This window comes from Corallococcus aberystwythensis (assembly GCF_003612165.1).
In the GTDB taxonomy this organism is placed as follows: Bacteria; Myxococcota; Myxococcia; order Myxococcales; family Myxococcaceae; genus Corallococcus; species Corallococcus aberystwythensis.
On record NZ_RAWK01000156.1, the window covers coordinates 1 to 23,839 of the forward strand.

Consider the following 23,839-nt stretch of genomic DNA (forward strand, 5'->3'; position numbering starts at 1 on the left):
CCACCGGCGAGCCCTACCCCACCCGCCCCGCCCACCTGCCCGAGGACGCGGAGCTGCGCGAGGACCTGAAGCAGTGGGCCCGGGTGACGCTCAACGCGGACGCCGAGCGCCACGGGCTCACCCGCTTCTGGGACCTGCAGGGCCAGCTCCTCTGGGAGGCCGAGTACGAGAACGGGCGGCGCCACGGGCGCTACTGGTCGCGCGCGCAGAACGCGTACGCGGACTTCCGCGTCCACTTCGAGGAGGGCCGGGCGGAAGGCGACTTCGCGTGTGGCGAGTGGTCCCTGATGGACGCGCAGCGGGCGGTGGTGCTCAGGCGCGACCTGGGCCGGGCGATGGATGAGCAGACCCTGGCGCGCTCGCCGGTGTTCTCCAACCTGCCCCGGAGCGCGGAGGGCTGGCGCGAGCTGGCGAAGGAAGCCCGCGCGGACCGGCGCTACCGGGAGGCCCTGCTGGCCACGGCGCGCGCGTGTGCCACGTCGCTGGACGTCCAGCCGTTGAAGGCAGGCCTGGAGGAGCTGACGCTGCCGCGCACCGAGGACTCGGCGACGAAGGTCGCGGACGAAGTGGTGGAGGAAGCGGGCCAGGCGTGGGCCCCCATGGCGGACGCGCTCATGCGCGGCGGAGAGGCGGCCACGCTGCTGCGGGCCTACGCCGTGCTGCTGGACCAGACGGACCGGCCGCGCGCGGCGCTGGACTTCCTGCACGCGGCGATGCTGCTCGCGCCGGAGCGCAAGGCGTACCTCTTCACGCGCGGCCTCATCCTGCTGAACCTGGGGGTCGCGGAGCAGGTGCGCAAGGACGCGGAGGGGCTCGCGGCGGTGGAGCCGGACACGGCGGGGTTCCTGGACACGTACGCGCGGGCGTTGTTCCCCCGGTTCGACTTCTGGGCGGGCCAGGAGCCTCCGCGCTGCGCCTACGACGGCCTGCCGGAGAAGCCCGCGCAGTCCCTGGAGGCGATCCAGCAACTGGTGCGCAAGTACGCCACGCGGCTCCAGGCGATGCGCGGCGTGCTGCTCCAGCGGTTCAAGCCCGGCGCCGCGGTGTCCTGGCTGCCGCCGGACCTGTCGGGCCTGCTGCGTGAGGGGCCGGTGGAGCTGAAGCAGTACGAGATGGACGAGGACGAGGACGACCAGGTGGAGGTCGACGAGACGCTCGACCTGGAGCTGGGGCTGGCGGACCTGGCGCTGATGCTGCGGGGGGACTGGAGCGCGCTGTCGTGGCTGTTGTGGTCATGCGGCGAGACGACGTTCCGGATGCCCACGCGCATCGCGCCACCGGCGGACTATGGACAGGCGGCGGGCCAGGCCTCCCAGCGGCTGTGGCAGAGCCGGGACCGCAAGTTCCGGGGGGATGCCGGCACGACGAAGCCCGGCCAGGGATTCCTGTTCGAGGGCGTGGCGCTGGGCGACCTGCACCCGAACCTGGTGTCCATCGCGGAGCGGCAATACGCGGAGACGCAAGCGATGTTCTATTGGCTCAACGACCCGGATCACGTCTCTCCGTGGCAGAGCAATCTGAGGGGCAGCTAGTCATGAAGCGGATTCGTGAAACCATCGAGGTCGCGGAGCCCCTGTGGCGGGCGCTGGAGCAGATGAGCCACGACCTGGGCGTGGACCGGAATGCCCTGGTGGCCCAGGCGCTGTTCCTGCTCGCGAAACAGAACGGGTACGTGTCTCCGACGCCCGTGGCGCTCGGCACGGCGGTCACGGGAGAGCCCGTGCGGACCGCCGCGCCCGTTGCGCGCCCGGTGGAGGTCCCTGTCGCCGCCGCGCCCGGTGCGCGCCCGGTGGAGGTCCCTGCCCCCGCCGCGCCGGTGACGCCGCCCGTGGCCGAACCCGCGAAGGCCCCGCCGCCCGCGGAGGAGGCTGCTCACGCGAGGGCCCGCATGCAGGAGGTCCTCGCGGCCGTGGATGCGGTCGTGCAGCCCCGCGACGTGCCGGTGGCGGCCGATGAGGACGAGGCATCGGACGAGGAGGAAGCGTCCGACGCCGATGAGGCCTCGGATGATGACGAAGCCTCGGACGATGAAGAGGCTCCCGACGACGACGACGCCTCGGACGACGAAGAAGCTTCCGGCGACGAAGCAGCCGATGAGGCCTCGGACGATGAAGAAGCTTCCGACGACGACGCGGCCGATGAGGCCTCGGACGACGAAGAAGCTTCCGACGACGAAGCGCGCGACGCGGGCGCAGCGTCCGATGACGAGGAGGCCGACGAAGACGTATCCGCGGCCAAGGCATCGGACGACGAAGGCGACGCCGCGGAATCCGACGACGACGAAGCCGCCGCCAAGGCATCGGACGACGAGGAGGCCGAAGAAGGCGACGCCGCGGAATCGGACGACGAGGCAGCCGCCTCCGCGGACGAAGAGGACTCCAAGGCCGCCGAGGAGGAAGACGACGGCTCCGCGGCAGACATCGAAGCGGCCATCGGGTCCGAAGAACTCCCGGGCTCCAACGAGGCCGACGATTCGGGTCCCGAGGAGGCCAGGACAGGCGAGGAGGCCACCGGCCCCGACGAAGCGGACGAGCCGTCCGGCACCTCCGATGACGCGGATGCATCCGACGCACAGGACGAGGCGCCCTCCTCCGGCTCCGATGAAGCCGACGCACAGGACTCGGGCTCAGACCAGGCCGAGGAGCAGGACCTGCCCTTCGTGGCCGCTCCCGCGGCGAAGGCCTCCACCCTCCGGAAGCAGGGCCGGGTGCTCCGGCCGTCCACTCCCGAGGACGAAGCGCTCCCAGAGGACTCCCACAAGGGCCGCAAGCCCGCGGCCAGGGCCTCCGTGCGCAAGGACCTGTTCGTGCGCCTGAGCCCGGACGGTCCCGCCACGCGTGTGGACGTGGAGCGCTTCACGCTGGGGCGTGGCCCGCAGTGCAGCCTCGTCGTGAAGTCCGGCAGGGTCTCCCGCGAGCACGCCGCCGTCGTGCGCGAGGGCAACGACTACTTCATCGAGGACCTGGGCTCGTCCAACGGGACCTGGATCAACCACCAGCGCATCAAGCGCCAGAAGATCGCGGACGGGGACACCTTCAACCTGGGGACCGAAGCCGTGTACTTCTCCATGGCGCCAAGCGAAGACTGACGCGCTCAGGGCTTCCGCGGCGGATCGCGGATGCCCAGCGCGGAGATGGCTCCGCCCAGCACGAGCAGGACGGCGGAGACGCGCATCACCCGGTGGAAGCCCGCGACGTCCAGTCGCGGGCCCACGATGAGCCCCGTGAACGCGATGGCGATGAGCCCCGCGACCCGGGCGATGGCGTTGTTGATGGCCGAGCCGATGCCCGCCTGCTCCTTGCGGACGGACCCGAGCACCGCCGCCGTCAACGGCGCCACCGTCGTCGTCAGCCCCAGCCCGAACACCAGCACGCCCGGCAGCATCTGCGTCCAGAACTCCAGCGGCGTGCCGGCACGCAACATCAGCAGGAACCCCACGCCCGCGATGCACGGCCCCACCGCCATGAACAGGCGGGACCCGAACCGGCCGGCGAGCCCACCGAACGTGGACGACAGCAGCAACATGATGACCGTCGTCGGCATCAGCGCCAGCCCCGCCGCCGTCGCGCGAAAGCCCGCCACCTGCTGGAGGAACAGGATGATGACGAACTCGCTCAGCGCCAGCGCCCCGTAGATGGACGTCGTGGCCAGGTTGCCCGCCCAGAAGTTCCGTTCCCGGAAGAGCCCCAGCGGCATCATCGGGTGCGGCGAGCGCCGCTCCTGCCAGAGGAACCCGATGAACGCTGGCACGCCCACGCCCAGGGACACCAGCACCGTGGGATGCGTCCAGCCCACCCGCTCCTGCTCAATCAGCGCGTAGACCGGGCCGCCCAATCCCACACACGCCAGCACGGCCCCCAGCATGTCGATGCGCGCGCCTTCCGGGCGGACGGGGTCCTCCATGCGCGCGAGCAGCGCCAGCGTCAATGCGATGGGCAGCACGTTGATGCCGAAGATCCAGCGCCACCCCACCGTGTCCACCAGCAGCCCGCCCACCAGCGGTCCCGCGATGAACGCGCCTCCCGTCCAACCGGTCCACGTGCCAATGGCTTTCGCCTGCTCGGGGCCGGAGAAGAAGGACATGATGAGCGCCAGCGAGCCCGGGACCAGGAGCGCGCCCGTGGCCCCCTGGAGCCCTCGCGCGAGGATGAGCACCGCGCCCGTTGGCGCCAGCGCGCACAGGAGCGACGTGGCCCCGAAGCCCAGCAGGCCCAGCCGCAGGATGCGCTTGCGTCCAAACACATCCGACAGCGAGCCCGCGATCAGCATCAGCGAGCCCAGCGTGATGAGATAGGCATCCACCACCCACTGCTGCAGGGTGAGCCCGCCGCCCAGGTCCCGCACCATCGCGGGCAGCGCGACGTTGATGATTGCCCCGTCCAGGAACGTGACGAGCGAGGCGAGCACGGCGACACCCAGGACCAGCCGCTGTGGAGGGGTCAAGGTATCCGCCGACTCCCCCCAGAGTGGTAGGCCGTGCGCGCCCGGGGGGGCAGGCGGGACGTGAGGCCCTTTGTATAGAGTTCCCCGTCACGCCGTCTGCCTTGGACCCATGGACTTCAAACTCATCAACACTGAAGACACCGTCAGCCGCCTGCTCAACCTGCTGAGAGAGGCCAGGGAGCGGGTCACCCTCATCAGTCCGTATGTGACCCTGGGAGCGGATGACCGGGTGGGCCGCTCCATCCGCGAAGCCCTGGCCCGGAAGGTCAAGGTCAGCCTCGTCTACCGGCAGGATGACCATACGACTCCGAAGGAGGACTGGCTGGCCGCGATGAAGCCGCATGTGGAAGCGGGCCTGAAGCTGTTCGCCGTCCCGGGGCTCCACGCCAAGCTCTACCTTTCGGAGTCGACGGTCATCATCACGTCGCTCAACCTGCTGGCCTCCTCGTTCCTCAACTCCATCGAGGTGGGGCTCTGGTCCACGGACCCCGAAGCGCTCAAGCAGGCCCAGGCCTTCATCGCGAAGGAGATCGCGCCGCACGCCCAGCCCACGTCTCCTTCCGCGCAGCCATCAAAGCCCGCGCCTGTCGAGCGTAAGGCACGCACCCGGGCGCCCCGGAAGCAGCAGGACGGGGGCTATTGTCTGCGCTGCGGTGACTCCGTCCCGTTGAATCCCAGCCGGCCCTATTGCCGCGAGGACTTCGCGGAGTGGGCCCAGTGGGAGAACGTGGATTACGAAGACAATTACTGCCACGGCTGCGGCGAGGACCATCCCGCCACCATGGCCAGGCCTCTGTGCCGCGACTGCTACCGGAAGAGCGGCTCGTAACCCCACCCCACGCCGCGCAGGAGTGATGCCATGAACCTGGAATCATTGTTGGCAAGCCTCGTTCCCGACCCGGAAGCCTGCCGCAAGAAGGCGGAGGAGCTCCGGACCGCCTTTCCCCAGGCGACACCGGAGGAACTCGCGGAGCGACTCATCCGGCAGGCCAAGGTGCTGCTCGCCGCGGCGGGCGGTGGCAGCGGCCTCGTCGCCAATCCCATCGCAGCCGCGCCCCTGGCCCTGGCGTGCTCAAGGCCCTTCAGCGCTTCGCCTTGAAGTACCTGGGCTTGAAGCTCACGCAGCGGGCCATCATCACCAAGACCGTCCCCCTGGTCGGCGCGGGAATCGGGGCGACCTGGAACTGGGTGGAGGTCCAGCGCGTGGGCAAGCGGGCCGTCCGCTACTACCGGGAGACGTCCAACGAGCCGGAGACGCCCGACACCTCGGAGGATGTCGCCGCGTAACCCACGCGCGGCCCGCGAACCCACGGATGACCCGTCCGGCGCCCTGCCTCCGTATCCCTTGCAGGAGACGAACGACATGGCACAGCCGCTGTACACCGGACAGGTCCGCACCGTGGGGGAGAGCATGGCCCGCAGCACCACGGAGGCGCAGGCGTTCAAGATCTTCATGGATGAACCCGTCGAGCTGGGAGGCCAGAACGGCGCGCCCAGCCCGCTCGACTTCATCCTCGCGGCCCACGCGGGCTGCCTGAACTACATGACCTTCTTCGTTGCCCGTGAGCTGGGCATCCCCGTCACCGGCACCGAAATCACCGTGAAGGGCTCCCTGGACCCCGCGAAGTTCGCCGGCACCCACCGCGAGGTCCGCGCCGGCTACCAGTCCCTCACCGCCACCATTCACGTGAAGGGCGACGTCACCCAGGAACAGCTCGCCCATCTGCTGCGCGAGGTGGAGACGCGCTGCCCCGTCAGCGACAACCTGGCCCACGCCACCCCCATCCACCTGTCCATGCTGCCCGCCGCATAGGTCCGCGCCCCAACGCTCCATCTCCATGACGGGCCCGGTGCCGGCACAGGCGCCGGGCCCGTCGCGCGTTCCCACCCCAGGTCGCCTTGACTTCGAAATTACGCTGGTAATATTACGATTGGAATCAAAGGAGCCGCACATGACCGCCAGCTACATCATCGACGCCGTCCGGACCCCGCGTGGGCGCGGGAAGATGGGCAAGGGAGCCCTGACGGGGCTGCACCCTCAGGAGCTGCTCGCGCAGACGCTCCGGGCGCTCCAGCAGCGCGGCGGTTGGGATGCTCGCGAGGTGGGTGACGTCATCGCGGGGTGCGTGTCGCAGGTGAACGAGCAGGGCGCGAACATCGCTCGCAACGCGGTGCTGGCGGCGGGCTGGCCGCAGGACGTGTCCGCCGTGTCGCTCAACCGCTTCTGCGGCTCCGGGCTCCAGGCGGTGAACTTCGGCGCGATGGGCGTGGCCTCCGGCGCCATGGACTTCGTGGTGACGGGCGGCGTGGAGAGCATGTCGCACCTGTCGCTGGGCGCGGATGGCGGCGGCCAGGACGGGGGCAACGTGCGGCTGCGCGAGCGCGTCTACCAGGTGCCCCAGGGCATCAGCGCGGACCTCATCGCGACGCTGGAGGGCATCACCCGCGAGGACGTGGACGCCTGGGCCCTGCGCTCGCAGCGGCAGGCGGCCCGCGCCATCGAGGAGCACCGCTTCGCGAAGTCCCTCTTCGCGGTGAAGGACCCGGCCACCGGTGCCGTGCTGCTGGAGCGCGACGAGTACCCTCGCCCGGACACCACCGCGCAGGGGCTGGCCGCGCTCAAGCCCGCGTTCGTCGCCATGGGCGGGACGGCCGTGGGCCCGAACGGCGAGACGCTGGACGGCATCGCGCTGGCCGCCTACCCCCAGGCGAAGCACATCCAGCACGTGCACACCGCGGGCAACTCCAGCGGCATCGTGGACGGGGCCGCCGTGGTGGCGCTGGCGTCGGAGCGCTACGTGAAGGAGCGGGGACTCAAGCCCCGCGCCCGCATCCGCGCCATGGCGACGCTGGGCACCGAGCCGCTCCTCATGCTCACCGCCCCCGCGCCCGTGAGCGAGAAGGCCCTGCGCATGGCCGGCATGAAGGCGCGCGACATCGACCTGTGGGAGATCAACGAGGCCTTCGCCGCCGTGGTCCTCCAGACGACGCGAGAGCTGGGCATCGACCCGGAGCGGGTGAACGTCAACGGCGGCGCCATCGCGCTGGGCCACCCGCTGGGCGCCACCGGCGCGATGCTGCTGGGCACCGCCCTGGACGAACTGGAGCGCACGGGCAAGGGAACGGCGCTCATCACCATGTGCATCGGTGGCGGCCAGGGCATCGCCACCCTCATCGAGCGCCTCTAACGCTCCCTGTAGGCGCGCACCATCGCGGTGAGGCGCTCGCGCACGTCCGCGATGGGCCCGGGCTCCTGGGCCTCCAGCGCCAGCCGGAACGCGGCGATGGCGGACGCGAGCTCCTCGCGCGGGATGCCGGTGAGCTGGACGAACAGCGCATCCGCCCGCGCGAGCGCGGTGGTGTTGGGCAGGGCGTCGCGCGGGTGCAGCTTGAGCGCGGCCATCCGCTGGCGCGCCTCTTCAATCTGCGCGGGCGTGAGGCGGCCGGGGCGCTGTTCGATGACGAAGGACTCCTTGCGTCCGGTGGCCACCACCGTCACCTCCACCTCCAGGATGCCGTTGAGGTCGTAGGTGAAGCGCACGTCCACGGACTGCTCGCTCGCGGGCGCGAGGGGCAGCCCCTGGACGCGGTACTCGCCCAGCTTGACGTTGTCCTCACAGCGCGCGTGTTCGCCCTGGTAGATCTCCAGCCGGATCTCCCGCTGGAAGTCGCTGCTGGTGGAGTAGCGCTCCACGCGGCTGGTGGGGATGACGGTGCCGCGCTCCAGGATGGGGCTGAAGACGCCGGTGACGTACTGACGGCCCGCCTGCGCCAGGGTGGCGACGCCCAGCGTGAAGGGGGCCACGTCGGTGACGACCAGGTCCACCACCGCGCGGTCCCCGCCCTTCATCGCGCCCTGCACGGCGGCGCCCAGCGCCACGGCCTCGTCCGGGGGCAGCTTGCGCAGCGGCAGGCGGCCGAACAGCTCCGCGCTCATGGACGCCACGCAAGGCATGCGCGTGGAGCCCCCCACCAGCAGCACCTCGTCCACGTCCCTTGCCTGGAGCGACGCGTCCTTCAACGCCTGACGGATGGGGCCTCGCACGCGCTCCAGCACGGGGGCCCACGCGCGCTCCGCGTCGTCGCGGGTGAGCTCCAGGTCCAGCGTCAGCCGGCGGCCGGTCTCCAGCGGCAGCTCCGGCAGCACCAGCCGCGTGCGCTCGGAGGCGGACAGCCGGCGCTTGGCGGCTTCACAGGCCTCGCGCAGCCGGGACCACGCGGCGGCGTGCTCCTCCAGGTCCACGCCCTGCTTCTCCCGGAACTGGTACGCCACGTGGCGCGCCAGCGCGGTGTCGAAGTCCTCGCCACCCAGCCGCGCGTCTCCGGAGGAGGACTGGATTTCGATGACGCCCTCGATGATCTCCAGCACCGTCACGTCGAAGGTGCCGCCGCCCAGGTCCAGCACCGCCACGCGCACTTCCCGGTCGCGCTCGTGGAGGCCGTAGGCCAGCGCCGCGGCGGTGGGCTCGTTGATGATGCGCTCGACCTTCAGGCCGGCGATGGCGCCCGCGTCCCGGGTGGCCTGCCGCTGGAGGTCCCCGAAGTAGGCGGGCACCGTCACCACCGCCTCCTCGATGGCCACGCCCAGCGCGGCCTCCGCGTCCCGCTTCAGCGAGCCCAACACCAGCGCGGACAGCTCCTGCGGCGAGAAGCTCCGGCCGCCGATGATGCGCTGGCGGTCCGTGCCCATGTCGCGCTTGAAGGCCACCGCGCCGGAGGCCGGGTCCAGCACCGCCTGGGCCTTCGCCGCCGCGCCCACCAGCACCTCGCCCGCGGCGTTGAGGCTCACCGCGCTGGGCGTCAGGATTTCCCCCAGCGCGTTGGGCAGCACGGTGGGACGGCCGTCGCGCAGCACCGCCACCAGCGAGTACGTCGTCCCCAGGTCGATGCCCAGGATGGGTTTGTGGCCCGGACCACTGCTCATCGGCTCACTCCTGACATAGGTTCGCCAGCGCCTGATCGAAGGCCATGAAGTCCTTATCCAGCCGGGGACGGAGGTCCCGCGGCGCCGGGTCGCCGCTCGCGCCGTAGGCGGCGAGTCGCGCCGCCAGCCGCCTCCTCAGCCTGGTGCGCTCGGCGGACAGCGCCGTGCATTGGCCCGCGCCTCCCAGCGCCACCAGCGACTGGAGGGGGTTGCAGTCCTTTTCGCGATCCAGGTCGCGGAACCACGTGCAGAGCACCTCCGCCTGCCGCCGGGCGGCCTCCACCCGCGCCGCCCCCGGCCGGGAGAGGCAGGATCCAATGCTCAGGGCCGCGAACAGCAGCACGCCGATGCCCAGCGCGCTCAGCGCCAGCCTCATGACACTCCCCGGCGCGCCCGCCTTCACGGCCTGCCCCGAGGCCTGCGAGGCGGCGGCGGACGGAACGCCGCTCTCCTCGACCGACCAGGAATAGCGCCAGGTACTGGTGAGGTCCGGCCCCAGCCGGACGACTCCGCCCCAGTCTCCGTCAAAGGTGTCCTCGGGTTGCGTCTTGTCTCCGGGCCCCTTGTCGGACCGTGCCTCTTCGTTCGCGGAGCCCTGCGCATTGCCGTGCGCGGGCCCTGCTTCGCGCCGCGCTTCCGCGGCTCCGGTCGCGGGGCTGGTGTCCCGTGGGGCGGCCGGTTCACTCCGTGCCGCGAGCACGAGCGCCTGCGCACGGTGGGAGTCCCCCTGTTCCGGCTTCACCTCGGGCGGCGCGGGGAAACCCAGCACCTGATACAGGAGCAGGGCATGCTGGCGCAGCAGGTGGACCGCGTCAGCGGCCTCCCGGGGCCGGACGTCCGCCAGCGACCGGAACGCGGACCGCACGTTGTCCACATGCCCGTCGAGCACGACCTGCGCGAGGGCCCCGCGCAGCGTGCCGCTGAAGGAATCCGGCAGTTCCCCCAACTCCACCACCAGCGGCCAGACCCAGGCCACGTCCTTCAAGGCGCCCTGCTTGCCCTCGCGCTCCAACCAGGCGACGTAGCGCCGCGCCAGTTCCCGCGCCATGCCGGGCTGGACGTCCAGGTGCAACCGCGTGATGAACCCCACGAACCAGCCGGGAGGCAGAAGGTACTCGGGGTCCTTCTCCAGCTGTTCGAAGGCGACCTGCCCCACCTTCCACGCGAGCACCACGTCGTTGAGCTCGATCAACCGGTTCGTCACCAGCCACAGGAAGCGGGGCGGCGCCGTGCGCCCCAGCAGCGCGATCTCCCCGTCCTCCAGCGAGCGCGGGAAATACTCCGCCAGCCACAGGAGGAACCGGATGTGGCCCTGCCGGTACGCGTCGCGGCACGCGGCCAGGAGCTCCGGGACGCGGCCCGCCACGAGCAGTGCATCCACCAGCCATTGCCGGGGCTCCTCCGCGTCCGGCAGGGCCTCCACCGCGCGGCGCGCCACCTCCACGAGCGCCTCTGGAGGCGCATCCAGCGGGATCGCCTTGCCCTCCGCGCGGAAGCGCTCCAGCGGATCCAGGAAGCGCGCGTCCGAGGGCGCCGTGTCCGCGACGGCCTCCAGCGGCGCCGCCTGGGTGCGTGGCCCCTCGCGTCCCTCGCGGCGCGCGAGCACTGTCTCATACGCCTCGCGCAGGCGGGCGAAGCCCTCCGGGTCCGTCTCCGGCTTGCGCGTCTTCAACTTACGCAGGTACGCGCGGCGGAGGACGTCGCCCCCGGGGTCCGCGTCCATGCCCAATTCCTGGAGCGCTTCCTGAAGATCCATGCGGGCGGCAACGATAGCCCAAAGCCCGCGAGCATCGCCTCAGGGCTCCCGGGTCACTGGCAGAGGAACTGGAGCGAGCGTCCGAACTCCTCGCGGGCGCTCGTCATGCGCTCCAGCGCCACCTGCTTCATGGGGTCGTTCGCATCCAGGGTGGCGGCCCGCGCGTCGAGCTCGCGCTCCACGTCCGCCCATTCACGCTGGACCCGGGTGCACCGGTGGTCCGCGCCCCACACCACCAGCTGTTGCAGCCTTCCACAGAGCGGGTCGCCGGCTTCCGGAAGCCGCGAGCAGAGCACCGCAGCCACCCGCCGGGCCTCCTTCGCGACCGGGCGCTCCACGGTGCCGGAGGAGGAGGCGCTGCCGCCGAGCAGGCTCTTGAGCAGGAAGAACAGCAGGATGAACACGGCCGACATCGAGCCCCGCCCTTGGGGCGTGCCCAGTGCCTTCTGGATGGACCGCCACGCGGAGGCCATCCGGTCCGGCTCCGGCAGGGGCTGCGTGGACAGGCCCAGCAGGGCGTCCAGGTCCGGAGCCTGTGCGCGGAGGACAGCGACCGCCTCGCGGGTCTCCTCCGGCTCGTGCTCCAGCAGCGCCAGCAGGGCCTCGCGCGCGGCGGACAGGTCTCCCCCCACGGCCGCGTGGGCGAGGACGATGCGCAGGTTGGGGCTGAAGTCCTCGGGGAGCGCGTTCAACTGCTCCGCCCTCCGCCAGAGCGGCGCGGACTCCGCGTCCTTGAAGGCCTCCGGAATGCCCTCCGCCTGGAGCCACCCCGCGTAGCGGCCGGTGATCGCCACCGCGAGCTCCGGCTGGGAATGCGAGTGCAGCAGGAGCACCACCTGCGCGAACCAGGCAGACGGAGGCGGCGGCTCCGAAGGCTTCTGCCCCATGCGCAGGAACGCGTACCCCAGGCACCGCGCGGCAAGCACCGGGGAGTCGGAGTCGAGCAGCCGCTCCGCCAGCTTCCAGAGGAAGTCATGCGAGGCCTGGCGCCCCAGGAGGTCGACCTCCGCGACCACCAGTTCCCGGGGAAAGCGCTGCGCCAGCTCCGCCAGGAAGGCGAAGTGGCCGCGCTGGTACGCGGCGCGATAGGCCGCGACGGCCTCCGGGAGTTTGTTCGCGGCGACCAGGGCGCCGGTCAGCCACTGCCAGGGTTCCGCCACGTCCGGCAGGGCCTCCACCGCCCGGCGGGCCACCTCCACGGGCACGTCCGGAGGAGCCTCCGAGGGCAACGCCCGGAACTCCGCGCGGAAGCGCTCCAGCGCATCCTGGGAACCGGGCGCCGCGTCTCCCTCGGGGGTGGCGGCCTGTGCCGGGGATGCGAGCGGCTCCGCGCGGGTGCGAGGCGCCGCACGCCCCTCGCGGAGGGCCAGCACGGTCTCATACGCTTCGCGCAGGCGGGCGAAGCCCTCCGGATCCGTCTCCGGCTTGCGCGTCTTGAGCTGACGCAGGTACGCGCGGCGGACCGCGTCTCCCCCGGGGTCCGCGTCCATGCCCAATTCGCGGAGTGCTTCGTCGAAGTCCATGAGGGCCCGCACGATAGCGCGTGCGGGTCCCTACCCCTATGGCCGGAGGGCCGGCCGCGGACACGGGCCGCCGCGGAACGCCTTTACGGCAGGTACTTCCACGCCGCCGTCACCGCCGGCTGGAAGCAGTGCACGTGGGCCTTGGTGGCGCTGGGAAGCTCCTGCACGACGCCGGCCCCGTAGCCCTTCTTGCGGCACCACTGGCTCACCTCCAGGCGCGAAGCCGGGGCGGTGTAGTCCCCCAGGTTGGACACCGGCCCCAGCGCGGACCTCTCCACGTCCGTCTGGAGTCCGGAGTTGAAGCAGCCCACCCACGGCCGGGACGTCACCTCGAACACCTGCCCCGTCGTCCAGCCCTGGCGGTTGCAGAAGCGGTGCGCGGCGGCGGTGCAGTGGGTGCTCGTCACGCCCCGCTCGTCGGTGCAGCCGGCGTGGATGCGCGCCAGTTCCTCGAACGTCACGGCCACGCTTTCGTGCTGGATGGGCGCGCAGGCCACCGTGAGGTCCGTGGCCGTGGACGCCACCGGCACGCCCGCCAGCGAGATGGGCGGACGGTTGCTGACGAGCTGCTGAATCGTGTCCCAGGTGTTGGTGGTGTTCGCGAGCGCGTCACCCGCGCCCCGCTGCGCGCACACCCGGTGCATCGCGGACAGGCACGCGGCCGAGTTGAGCGCCTGCGTGCCATTGCACGCGGGCGCCTGGGCGCTCATCGCGAACTGGCCCGCGGAGGGCGTGTGCTGGATGGCCTCCTCGCGGCAGTTGGCGCCGTGCGCGGTCATGCAGATGCTGCGGTTGGAGCGCGCGTGCGTGAAGATGCGCACCTCGTCGATGGCGCCCCGGAACGAACCCTCGCCGTTCACCGGGCAGCGCTGCGCGTCCAGGTTCGAGCCCGCGCCGATGTAGAGCGTCCCCGTGCCCAGCCGGGCCGTTCCCGGCGCCACGGGCAGCGCGCGGTTCGTGGGCACGCCGTTGAGGTATTCGTTGAAGACGCCGGTGGTGCCGTCCCACGTATAGGCCAGGTGGCTCCACTGCCCCACGGGCAGCACCGGGCCGCCGCCCAGCCGCACCCGCTGGCCGTTGACGACCAGGGAGAACTGCACCTGATTGCTGGCCTCATGGATGATGTCCAGCCCGCCCGCCTTCTGCAGGAGGTAGCGGTAGGGATTGCCGGTGGTGCAGCCCTGCTGGATGTCCGCGTCCGGCCGCACCGCGAACTCCACCGACAGGGCCCGCACGGCCGCGCCCACGCCGGGCACCGTGCCGGAAGGGTCCACCAGGTTCACCGCGAGCGCGCCGCCGCCGGGCAGCACCAGCGCCTTGCCCTTGCCGTGCGGCTGCCACAGCGAATCCGGCGAGGCGCGCGTCAGCGCGTTGCCCGGTGAGATGGAGGCGCCCCCCACCAGCGTGCCGGTGAAGAAGCGGCCGGACAGGTCCGGCGTGCGCGTCAGGTCATACGCGCCCGCGCGGGTGACGAGCTCGTTCATGGGCAGGAAGAGCAGGTGGAAGGGGTCCATCAGCTCGCCCAGGTCCACCTCGTTGTAGTCGGCCGTGTTGCTGCCGAAGAGGGCCAGCACGTCGTGCGTCTTGGTGACGGGCAGGTAGTGCGCCGCGTTGCTCTGCCCGGGCGGGAAGCTCTGCGACGGCAGGCGCTCCTGCTCGAAGTTCCACATGGGCCCGGAATAGAAGAGGTGCGCCAGGTCCATGCGGTCCGTGTTGATGGCGCCGTCGATGTGGTACGCGGTCCAGTTCGTGTCCGCGCCCACCAGGCTCACCGCTTCACGCCGCGCGCCGTCCGTGTACGTGACGGCGATGTAGAGGAGGTTGCGGCCCTCGTGGTCCACCCACGCGTAGGCGCCGCGCACCATGGGGCCGGACGCCGTGTCCCCGAAGTCCTCACCCGTCGCGGCCTTCAGCCGCTTCCACGCCAGCGGGTAGCGCTTCACGCCGGGGTCCGGGTCGTTGAACATCATCGACAGCGGACGCGGGTTGCTCCAGCCCGTGGCCGCGCACGGCGTGGGGTTGTACGCGTACATCATGTGGTCGATGCCGCCCGTGTTCGCGGGAGCGCCCTGCCAGATGAGCAGCCGGCCGTCGGACGTCATCGTGGGCTCGATGCCGCGAATCGTGGCGCCGGTGACGGTGCGCAGCGTCTCCAGCGGGCCGGTGGTGAAGGACGCGATGTCCGCCGCCGTCGTGAACGGCTGGGACACCCGGAGGTCCGTGGTGCGCCGCCGGAAGACGTTGTCCCCGTTGAACATCATCGAGTCGAAGAGGAACGGTTGGTACACCGCGACGCCGCTCGACAGCGCGTAGGGCTGGGCGGGGTTCGTGAAGCAGAACGCCAGCGCGTTCTCCCCGTTGCGCACGGTCACCGTCTTCCCCGCGGAGAAGGCCGCCGCGAACGACGGCTTGCCGGAGGCGTCGTACGTCACCGCCTCCGGACGGAACACCCGGGCAATCCACGTGGTGGTGGTCGTCGCCGCGTCCTCGCGGATGTTGCCCACGAAGATGCGCCCGTCCACCGTCGACGAGTGCCCGTTCGCCCCGAAGGGCGTCCCGATGCGCGTGTTCACCAGCGACGGCCGGCCCTCCGCGAGCGCCACCCCGGGCACGCCCGCGAGCGCCGTTCCGGCCAGGAACCCCAGGGCCCCACTAAGTAACTTTTTCATGGAAATAAGGTTAAGCCATTTTGCCTGGGCTGGTCTAAACGGGCCGGGTTCCCGCTCCCTGTCGGGGCCGGACACACCTTCGAGGACACGATGGCGACGAGAGCCGGGAAGACGCTGTGGACGCTGGCGGCGGTGCTGGGGCTGACGGCCTGTGGTGGAGGTTCCGCCCCGGCTCCGGACGCGACGCTGACGACGCCGGTGGTGGCGGAGCGCGAGCAGTCCGCCACTTCAGCGCCGCTGGGCCAGACGGTGTGGCTGAAGGCGTGCGCGACGCAGAAGTTCGTGTCGGCGGACCGGAACCTGGGCGCCAACGCGCCGCTGGTGGCCAACCGCGACAGCTCGCAGGGGTGGGAGCAGTTCCAGGTGGGCGACGCGGGCAATGACTTCATCTCGCTGCGCGTGCTGGAGACGGGCCTGTACGTGTCCGCGGACCCCAACGCGGGCGGCCAGGTGACGGGCTTCCGCACGGCGGTGGGCGACTGGGAGCGCTTCACCTGGGTGCCCTTCCCCGACGGCACCGTGGCGCTCCGGGCGAAGAGCACGGGCCAGTTCGTGTCCGCGGACGCGAACCAGGGCGCCAGCGCGCCGCTGTACGCCAACCGCGCCGCGGCCGGCTGCTGGGAGTCCTTCTCCTTCGGCGTCGTGGGCGGCGGCGAGGACCGCTGGGTGCAGGTCTGGAGCGACGAGTTCGACGGCAACAGCGTCAACACGGCCCACTGGGCGCCCAACACGGGCGTGCACGTGAACAACGAGCAGCAGCAGTACACGAACTCCAGCGAGAACATCTCCGTGAGCAACGGCACGCTGAAGCTCACCGCGCGCCTGCAGTGGAACAACGGCTACCCGTTCACCTCCGGCCGGCTGGAGAGCGCGGGCAAGAAGGAGTTCAGCCACGGCCGCATCGAGGCGCGCATCAAGATGCCGGTGGGCGCGGGCCTGTGGCCGGCGTTCTGGATGCTGGGCAATGACATCAACACCGTGGGCTGGCCCGCGTGCGGCGAGCTCGACATCATGGAGAACGTCGGTTACGGCGACTGGGTGTCCGGGGCGCTGCACGGTCCGGGCTACTCCGGCAACACGCCCATCAACGGCCGCTTCTATCCGTCGTCCAGCGTGAGCAACTGGCACGTGTACCGCACGGAGTACTCGTCCTCGGACATCAAGTGGTACATCGACGGGGCGCTGGTGAAGACCACCACGCGCACCGAGGTGCAGCGCTACGGCGCCTGGGCCTACGACAAGCCGATGTTCATCATCCTCAACCTCGCGGTGGGCGGCGGCTATCCGTTCGGCGTGAATGGCGCCTCGACGCCGTACTACGGCGTGCCGCAGTCCACGGTGGACCTGGTGCGCAACTCGCCGCAGACCATGGAAGTGGACTGGGTGCGCGCCTACCAGTGGCGGTAGGCTTTCCAGCATGACGCTTCCGCCCCTCCTCCTGCTGGCTGACAGCGCTCCGCTGTTCTGGCGCGTGGAGGGGCGCCCCTTCCTGGACTACGTGCGCGTGCTCACCGGCGCGGAGCTGCGCGTGCCGCCCGTGAAGGCCGCGTACCTGGGCGCGTCCAACGGCGACGTGCCGGAGTTCTACGACATCTTCGTCGCGGCCCTGGAAGGCATTGGCCTCACCCGCTGCCGGAGCATCCCGGCCGCGCCGTCCCGTGAAGACCTGGCGTGGCTGAAGGACGCGGACGTCATCCTCCTGGCGGGAGGAGACCCGCGCGTGGGCTGGGACGCGTTCCAGGCGCACGGCGTGGACGCCATCCTGCGCGAGCGGCACCAGGCCGGCGCCGTGCTGATGGGCGTGTCCGCCGGGGCCATGCACCTGGGCCTGGGCGCGTGGTGTGAGGACCTGCCCGCCGAGGGTGAGCCCTTCCCGACGCTGGGCCTTGTGCCCTACCTCATCAGCGTGCACGAGCCGCCCGAGTGGCCGGGCCTCAAGCTCGCCGTGCGGCGCATGGGGCTGCCCACGCGAGGGCTGGGCATCCCGCGGGGCGGCGGCGTCTTGCTGCACGCGGACGGCAGCGTGGAGCCCGTGCGGCAGACGGTGGTGGACGTGACGGTGGACGTGGAAGGCCGGCTGCACGAATCGCTGCTGATGCCTCCGGCCACGCCGTACCGGGGCGAGCCCCCCGAAGCGCCGGTGGACCGGCGGACGCTCCAGTAGCCGGGAGTCCCTTTGCGAGGAACGACGATGGCGATGAGCATGGGCAGGACGGCGGCGGTGTGGGCACTGGCCGCGGGGCTGACGGCGTGCGCGGGGGCGCCGAAGCGCGCGGAGGGCGTGGCGGCGGACCAGGAGGACGGCTGGGTCCAGGTGTGGAGCGACGAGTTCGACGGCACGCAGGTGGACCCGGGCAACTGGCGGATCCAGACCGACGTGCACGTGAACAACGAGCAGCAGCAGTACACGGCGTCACCGGACAACGTGTCGGTGAGCGGTGGCACGTTGAAGCTGACGGCGCGGATGCAGACGGCCAACGGCTATCCGTTCACGTCGGGCCGGGTGGAGAGCGCGGGCAAGCGGGAGTTCAAGCACGGCCGCGTCGAGGCGCGCATCAAGCTGCCGGTGGGCGTGGGGCTCTGGCCGGCGTTCTGGATGCTGGGCCATGACATCCACACGACGGGGTGGCCCGCGTGCGGGGAGCTCGACATCATGGAGAACGTTGGCTACGGCGACTGGGTGTCCGTCGCGTTGCATGGGCCGGGCTACAGCGGCAACACGCCCATCAACGGCCGCTTCTTCCCGCGCACGCCGGTGAGTGACTGGCACGAGTACCGCGTGGACACGTCGCCAGAGGCCATCCACTGGTACATCGACGGCGAGCGGGTGAAGACCTCCACGCGCGAGGAGGTGGAGCGCCACGGCGCGTGGGCCTACGACAAGCCCCTGTTCATCATCCTCAACTTCGCGGTGGGCGGCGGCTACCCGGAGGGCGTGAACAAGGCGAAGGAGCCCTACTTCGGCGTGCCGCAGGCCACCGCGGACCTGCTGCGCCAGGGACCCCAGACGATGGAAGTGGACTGGGTGCGCGTCTCCGAAAGGCGCTGACAACCCCCTCCAACGGGGGATGGTTCGCACCGCGACAGCGTTCCTAGGGTGTTCCTCCTCGGGAGGAACAATCCATGGTGGTCACGGTGGTGGTGGTGTCGGGGCCCATCGGCGCGGGGAAGACGACCCTCGCGCAGGGGCTCGCGCGGCGGTTCGGCGCGCTGCACCTCCACTCGGAGGATTTCCTGCGGAAGCACGGCGGTGTTGGCTCCCGGCGCTTGTGCCAGGAGCTGACCGTCACGCTGGACCGGAAGACGGCCGGGCGCTGGTTGGCGGAGGGAGTGCTCGAGGTCCTGCATGGGCACGGACGGGACGCGTCCGGCCGCGTGAACCCGGCCACCCCGCGGATCATCGTGGATGCCGTGAGCAGCAAGCCGCAGCTGGACAGCCTGCGCGGAAACCCGGGGCTCCGCGTCGAGCACATCCACCTGGAGGCGCCCGAGCCGGAACAGGCCTTGCGCTGCGCGGAGGCTGACAGCTTCGAGGCGGCCTGGGCGCATCCCGCCGAGCGCGCCGTCCATGGGCTGGCCTCGCAGGCGGACCTCGTGGTGGACACGGCGAGGACTCCACCCGATGCCGTCCTTGTGCGGGTGGCCAGCCGGCTTGGGTGGTACGGACGGCCTGGCGAACGGCTCGTGGACCTGATCATCCCGGGACCGCAGGGTGAGGTGGACACGCGTCACCTCACCGCGCAGCTCGCGCCCCACTACGACGTACTGCTCCGGCCGGACGGGTCAGGCCTGGGCCCCTCACCAGAGGCACTGGAAGACGCCTTCGCCCGGGGACACCGCGTGCTCATCGAAAGCGCCGGGCCCTCGGCGAGCAGCTGTCTCGTGGCGGCGGGCACCGCCCCGGGCCGGGTGCGGCGGATCATCCTGGTGTGCCGCTCCGAAGGCAGCACGTTCGACTGGGTGGGACTGCGCGAGGCGGCCTCCCTCAACGCCCCTACGGACCTGGCGGTCGCGCTCGCCGGAGACCTGGCCGCGACCAACTGGGACGCACGGCGCTTCGACCAGCTCACCGACGCGGCCCGCCATCACCTGGAAGAGATGGAACACGTCGCGGGTGCGCCCGTGTCGTTCCTCGCCCCCTCGCTCCAGGCCCGCCGCCTGGTCGAGCGGCGGCCGTGGTGAGTCTGGTGCTCGCGAATCTCCGAAACCTTTTCTGATTTTCCGGGTTGGGGTGTCCGTACAGCACCCCGTTCCCGGAGCCCGCGTGCCCCCACATCCCCCTTCCCCGAGCCGATGGCTGCTGCTCGGACTGCTGCTCGGGTTCGCGCCCCCGGCCGTGGCCATGCCCACCGGCCCTGGTGCCTTCTGCGCCGAGTACCCTTCCGCGCCCGCGTGCCAGGGGACCCGGCCCGCCTGCACCTACTGCCACGTGGCCCCGCCCCAGCGGAACGGCTATGGCGCCGCGCTGGAGCCGCACCTCGCGCCCGGCAGGACGCGCCCCCTCTCCGACGCGGACTTCGCCGCCGCCCTCCCCGCCGCGCTGCGCGCCATCTCCACCGTGGACACGGATGGTGACGGCGCCCCCAACCAGTTCGAGGTCGAGCAGGGCTCGCTCCCCGGCGACGCCACCAGCGTCCCGCCCAGCGGCGTCTGCGGCGGCGGAGAGAACCCCCAGTTCAAGGTCTGTCAGTACGACCCGCGCTTCGTGTACCGCCGCATGCTCAGCGACTTCTGCGGCACCTCCCCCACCTACGTCCAGGTGGCCACCTTCCTGGAGCTGGGCAGCGAGGAGAAGCAGCGCGCCTTCATCGACCAGGAGCTGGACCGCTGCCTCCAGTCCGACTTCTGGCGCGGCAAGCACGGGCAGCTCTGGAAGGTCGCCCATCCGAAAGTCCGGCCCGTTGGCTCCATCAAGTCCGGCGAGGACGCGGGCGTGATTCCCCTGGCGGACTACTACGACGATTACGCCCTCTTCACCTGGTCCCAGACGGACGACCACGACGCGCGCGACGTCCTCACCGCGGGCTTCTACGTGAAGCGCTCGGGCTCAAGCCCCACCACGTACACGGCCACCAACATGCTCTCCTCCCAGTTCGTGGAGTCCTCGCGCCGCGCCGGAAACATGACGAGCGCGTGGACCCTCACGTCGTTCGTCATGTTCACCGCGCTGCCGCGCAACGCCGCCTCGCAGATGTACCGCGCGTACCTGGGCCTGGACATCGCGAAGCAGGAGGGCCTGCACAGCGTCCCCAACGAGCCGCGCGACTACGACGCCAAGGGCGTCCAGGCGCCCCAGTGCGCCGCGTGCCACGCGACGTTGGATCCGCTGTCGTATCCGTACCGCAACTACAACGGCCTGGGCGGGCTGCCCAACCGCTACATCCCCAACCGCCTGGAGCTGCTGTTCCCCAACGAAGCCGCCACGCTGAAGAACACGCCCGAACAGGGCGTCATCCTGGGCCAGCCGGTGAACACCCTCACGGAGTGGGCCCGGGTCGCCGCCAACAGCGACGCCTTCGCCATCTCCACCGTCACGGACTACTGGAAGCTGCTCGTCGGCCACGCGCCCTTGCCTGAAGAGAACGAGGAGTTCGTCCGCACCTGGCAGGCCTTCCGCACGACGCACGCATACCGCGTGCAGAAGATGCTTCACGACCTCATCCGCACGGAGGCCTACGGTGCGCCCTGAACGACTGCTGTTGACCTGTCTGCTCCTCACGGGCTGCTCCGACAAGGCCCCCACCGCCGTCGACCTGGGACCGGGCGCCAACCCCGGCGTGACGCCCGGCTGGGACGGCGGCGTCGCGAAGTCCCAGAAGGGCAACCTGCGCTTCAAGGGCCCCGAGCGCCTCTCACTCGACCTGGCCCAGGCGCTGGAGCTGCCCCTGGCCTCTGTGTGCAACGAACTGGGCCAGTACTCCTGCCAGAACGTGCACGGCGTGGCGCTGGGCGGCGTGGACCCCTACCAGCACAGCGTCTACGAGACCGCCACCGTCACGGGCGCCACCACGCCCATCGCCGTGGAGCGCACCGTGCTCTCCGCCTGCAACGCGCGCATCGCGCTGGACGTGAACACGCCGGCCGCCGCGGTGGTGTTCAAGGACGTGGTCCTCACCGCGGACGGCAGGCTGGCCGACGCCGCGAGCCCCGCCGTGGCCGCCGCAATGACGTCGCTGGTGCGCCGCGCGTGGCTGCGGGACCCGACCCAGGACGAGCGCGACACGCTGGTGCGGCTGTCCGCCGGCGTACAGGCCACCGGCGCGGCCACGCCGGGCGTCGCGTGGATGCAGGCCGCGTGTCTCGCCGTCTTCTCTTCCGCTGAAGCCGTCTTCTACTGAGGAACCCCTCCATGACCCTCAAGACCACTGGACGGCTGTCGCGCCGGGAGATGCTACGAGCACTGTCGCTCTGCGCCGCGGGCACCACCCTCTCCCCCTTCCTCTCCGGCTGCCGTGAATCCCTCCAGACGCCCGAGTCCCTGGAGAAGCTGGGCCGTAAGCGCGACGCACTCGACGGGAAGCCGAAGTTCCTCATCGTCATTGGAGCGGCGGGGGGCGCGTCCATCGTGGACAGCTTCCTCGCGGTGCGCCAGTCCGAGTCCGCCAACGCCGCAGGGCTCAACACCTTCCCGGACGCGCAGGTGCAGGCGGTGGCGGGCAGTCCCTTCCGCGCGGTGAAGTACAGCAACTCGCGGCTGGGCAGCATCAACATCCCGGTCAACACCGACCAACTGGCGTTCGTGAAGAAGCACGCGAACGAGATGCTGGTGGCCACCTCCGTGGGCACGTCCGTGAACCACGGCATCGCGCAGAAGCGCTCGCTCACCGGCAACGGCGCGTGGAGGGGCCGCACGCTCCAGGAGGCCGTGGCGCTCCAGTGGGGAGGCGGCATGCCGCTGCCCAACGTCAACATGGGCACCGGCGGCTATGCCGAGCGCGGCGCCGACGACAGCCTGCCCCTGTCCTGCTTCGGGGAGCCCGTGGTCAGCCCGTCCCTGTGGCCCCTGGGCCTGGACGGTTCGCGAGGCATCGCCGGAGCACCGTCGAAGGACGTCATCGCGCTGGCGCGCAGCACGCGGGACGCGTTGGACCAGAAGTCCATCTTCGGGCGTACCTTCCAGGACAGTGGCGCGCTGAAGCGCTGGAGCGAACAGCGCGGCGTACAGCAGCCGAAGCTGGAGGCGCTGGACCTGATCACGAAGCTCAACATCCTGCCGGACCTGCCGTCGATTCCGTTGTCGAAGTACGGGCTGGAGAACTCACCGGACGGAGCGCGGCTGCGCGAGGCATTCCCCGGCTTCTTCACCGACCCCGTGCAGGGCCAGGCGGCGCTCGCGTTCCTGTTGCTCAAGTACCGGGTGTCCGTGTCGGTGACAATCGGGCCGGACTTCAACGTCGCGGTGGGCGGGCCCAACGGCATCGCCAACCCGCCGCTCGCCTTCGACATCAGCCACAACGACCACCGGGGCGGCCAGGCCTTCATGTGGGCGCGCATCCTGTCCACGGTGGACTCGCTGATCACGCTGCTCAAGGCGGAGCCATTCGACGCGGGCTCGGGCGAGTCCATGTGGGATCGCACGCTCATCTACGTAGCCACGGAGTTCGGCCGCACACGCCCGCGCCCTGCTGGTGCCACGGAATTCGGGTCCGGCCACGACCTCAACAACGGCTTCCTACTGCTGTCCCCGATGGTGAAGGGCAACACCGTGCTGGGAGGCGTGGATCCGAGCACCACCCTCACCTACGGCTTCGACGCGCGCACCGGTGAGCCCCAACCGGGCAAGGTGACATCCAACGAGCCGGACATCTACTCCGGCGTCCTCACCGCCATGGGCGCGGACCTGAGCGGCAGCGGTCTACCGGACGCAAGCGCCTTCAAGCGAGCCTGAAGTCTTCACGGCCCAGAGCCTCCGGGCCGAGGAAGCTCGCCGGAGGCTCCAGCCAGACGGGCCACCAGAAGTTCGTTGAGGAATTTCGCGGCCCGAAGTGCTCCGCGAGGACGAGCACCTCGCGAAGCGCAATGGCAGGCCGCGACGGAGGCTTGAGCGGAGGCCACGATGGGTCCCCGGCAGGCCCCCCTTGCCTGGAGCGCCGTCGCCCAACTGGTCCGACTGTCGGACCACCAAGACAACCACAGGCAGAGGCACCCTGCGGGAAGCGCCGTCGCCCATCCGGTCCGACTGCCGGACCGCCAAGGTGGCCACAGGCGAAGGCGCGTGCCTGAAGCGCTGTCGTCCAGCTGGTCCGACTGTCGGACCGCCAAGGTGGCCACAGGCGAAGGCGCGTGCCTGAAGCGCTGTCGTCCAGCTGGTCCGACTGTCGGACCGCCAAGGTGGCCACATGCGGAGGCGCCTGCCGGAGGCGACGTCGCCCAACTGGTCCGACTGTCGGACCAGTTCGCGACGCCTGGCGCCCGGGAGCGCGCTGGCCTGGTAGGCAACGTCAACGGTGGGCCTTCGCGTCCATGTCAGACCCATCTGGTTGGATGGGTGAAGCATCGGGCGAGGAGGGAGGCGGGGATGGTG

At 70.9% G+C, this 23,839-nt stretch carries 19 protein-coding genes; 14 read left to right on the plus strand and 5 right to left on the minus strand.

All coding sequences use genetic code 11. The annotated features are described in order from the left end of the window. Together D7W81_RS24490 and D7W81_RS24495 are read left to right on the plus strand one after the other, a co-directional pair. The coding region (locus D7W81_RS24490) for a thiol reductase thioredoxin (protein WP_120557809.1) at positions 1–1,532 on the plus strand (1,532 nt) is incomplete at its 5' end. Between the two features lie 2 nt (positions 1,533–1,534). Beyond that, positions 1,535–3,088 (plus strand): FHA domain-containing protein, encoded by a 1,554-nt coding sequence (locus D7W81_RS24495; RefSeq protein WP_120557810.1) that lies wholly within the window; start codon positions 1,535–1,537, stop codon positions 3,086–3,088. A gap of 5 nt (positions 3,089–3,093) precedes the next feature. Here the strand turns inward: D7W81_RS24495 and D7W81_RS24500 are convergent, their stop codons facing one another. Then, on the minus strand, positions 3,094–4,443 hold the full coding sequence (locus D7W81_RS24500; protein ID WP_167508094.1) for an MFS transporter: 1,350 nt from the start codon (positions 4,441–4,443) through the stop codon (positions 3,094–3,096). Between the two features lie 109 nt (positions 4,444–4,552). On the opposite strand from D7W81_RS24500, the gene D7W81_RS24505 reads away from it, so the two are divergent. The 5 genes from D7W81_RS24505 to D7W81_RS24520 all read left to right on the plus strand — a co-directional run bounded on the left by D7W81_RS24505 (position 4,553) and on the right by D7W81_RS24520 (position 7,631). Beyond that, positions 4,553–5,272, plus strand: coding sequence for a phospholipase D family protein (locus tag D7W81_RS24505; protein ID WP_120557811.1), 720 nt, complete (start codon positions 4,553–4,555; stop codon positions 5,270–5,272). A gap of 30 nt (positions 5,273–5,302) precedes the next feature. Then, positions 5,303–5,542, plus strand: coding sequence for a hypothetical protein (locus D7W81_RS24510; RefSeq protein WP_120557812.1), 240 nt, complete (start codon positions 5,303–5,305; stop codon positions 5,540–5,542). Continuing rightward, positions 5,512–5,730: a hypothetical protein gene (locus tag D7W81_RS42070; protein WP_147445601.1), complete on the plus strand. Its 219-nt coding sequence runs from the start codon at positions 5,512–5,514 to the stop codon at positions 5,728–5,730. The genes D7W81_RS24510 and D7W81_RS42070 overlap by 31 nt, the downstream gene beginning before the upstream one ends. Before the next feature lie 76 nt (positions 5,731–5,806). Continuing rightward, on the plus strand, positions 5,807–6,256 hold the full coding sequence (locus tag D7W81_RS24515) for an OsmC family protein (RefSeq protein ID WP_244227395.1): 450 nt from the start codon (positions 5,807–5,809) through the stop codon (positions 6,254–6,256). Positions 6,257–6,395: 139 nt separating this feature from the next. Further along, on the plus strand, positions 6,396–7,631 hold the full coding sequence (locus D7W81_RS24520) for an acetyl-CoA C-acetyltransferase (protein ID WP_120557813.1): 1,236 nt from the start codon (positions 6,396–6,398) through the stop codon (positions 7,629–7,631). On the opposite strand, the gene D7W81_RS24525 is transcribed toward D7W81_RS24520, so the two are convergent. The 4 genes from D7W81_RS24525 to D7W81_RS24540 form a co-directional block, all read right to left on the minus strand. Beyond that, positions 7,628–9,367, minus strand: coding sequence for an Hsp70 family protein (locus tag D7W81_RS24525; RefSeq protein WP_120557814.1), 1,740 nt, complete (start codon positions 9,365–9,367; stop codon positions 7,628–7,630). The genes D7W81_RS24520 and D7W81_RS24525 overlap by 4 nt on opposite strands. A 4-nt stretch (positions 9,368–9,371) precedes the next feature. Then, on the minus strand, positions 9,372–11,123 hold the full coding sequence (locus D7W81_RS24530) for a hypothetical protein (RefSeq protein ID WP_147445602.1): 1,752 nt from the start codon (positions 11,121–11,123) through the stop codon (positions 9,372–9,374). Positions 11,124–11,176: 53 nt separating this feature from the next. After that, positions 11,177–12,646, minus strand: coding sequence for a hypothetical protein (locus D7W81_RS24535; protein ID WP_120557816.1), 1,470 nt, complete (start codon positions 12,644–12,646; stop codon positions 11,177–11,179). Positions 12,647–12,729: 83 nt separating this feature from the next. Continuing rightward, positions 12,730–15,315, minus strand: a complete 2,586-nt coding sequence (locus D7W81_RS24540) for a LamG domain-containing protein (RefSeq protein ID WP_120557817.1) — start codon at positions 15,313–15,315, stop codon at positions 12,730–12,732. Positions 15,316–15,405: 90 nt separating this feature from the next. On the opposite strand from D7W81_RS24540, the gene D7W81_RS24545 reads away from it, so the two are divergent. The 7 genes from D7W81_RS24545 (at position 15,406) to D7W81_RS24575 (ending at position 23,203) form a co-directional block, all read left to right on the plus strand. Then, positions 15,406–16,722: a family 16 glycosylhydrolase gene (locus D7W81_RS24545; RefSeq protein ID WP_120557818.1), complete on the plus strand. Its 1,317-nt coding sequence runs from the start codon at positions 15,406–15,408 to the stop codon at positions 16,720–16,722. A 10-nt stretch (positions 16,723–16,732) separates the two neighbouring features. Then, the gene (locus D7W81_RS43045) at positions 16,733–17,479 is read left to right on the plus strand and encodes a Type 1 glutamine amidotransferase-like domain-containing protein (protein ID WP_158621680.1); all 747 of its coding nucleotides are present in this window, start codon (positions 16,733–16,735) and stop codon (positions 17,477–17,479) included. A 33-nt stretch (positions 17,480–17,512) separates the two neighbouring features. After that, a complete protein-coding gene (locus tag D7W81_RS24555; protein ID WP_244227396.1) occupies positions 17,513–18,364 on the plus strand; it encodes a glycoside hydrolase family 16 protein in 852 nt (283 codons plus the stop codon). Between the two features lie 74 nt (positions 18,365–18,438). Beyond that, on the plus strand, positions 18,439–19,497 hold the full coding sequence (locus D7W81_RS24560) for a P-loop nucleotide/nucleoside kinase family protein (RefSeq protein ID WP_120557820.1): 1,059 nt from the start codon (positions 18,439–18,441) through the stop codon (positions 19,495–19,497). A gap of 82 nt (positions 19,498–19,579) precedes the next feature. Continuing rightward, a complete protein-coding gene (locus tag D7W81_RS24565; protein ID WP_120557821.1) occupies positions 19,580–21,004 on the plus strand; it encodes a hypothetical protein in 1,425 nt (474 codons plus the stop codon). Next, a complete protein-coding gene (locus D7W81_RS24570; protein WP_244227397.1) occupies positions 20,994–21,653 on the plus strand; it encodes a hypothetical protein in 660 nt (219 codons plus the stop codon). Before D7W81_RS24565 ends, D7W81_RS24570 begins: the two co-directional genes overlap by 11 nt. 11 nt (positions 21,654–21,664) lie before the next feature. Then, the gene (locus tag D7W81_RS24575; protein ID WP_120557822.1) at positions 21,665–23,203 is read left to right on the plus strand and encodes a DUF1501 domain-containing protein; all 1,539 of its coding nucleotides are present in this window, start codon (positions 21,665–21,667) and stop codon (positions 23,201–23,203) included. The last annotated feature ends 636 nt before the right edge of the window (positions 23,204–23,839 follow it).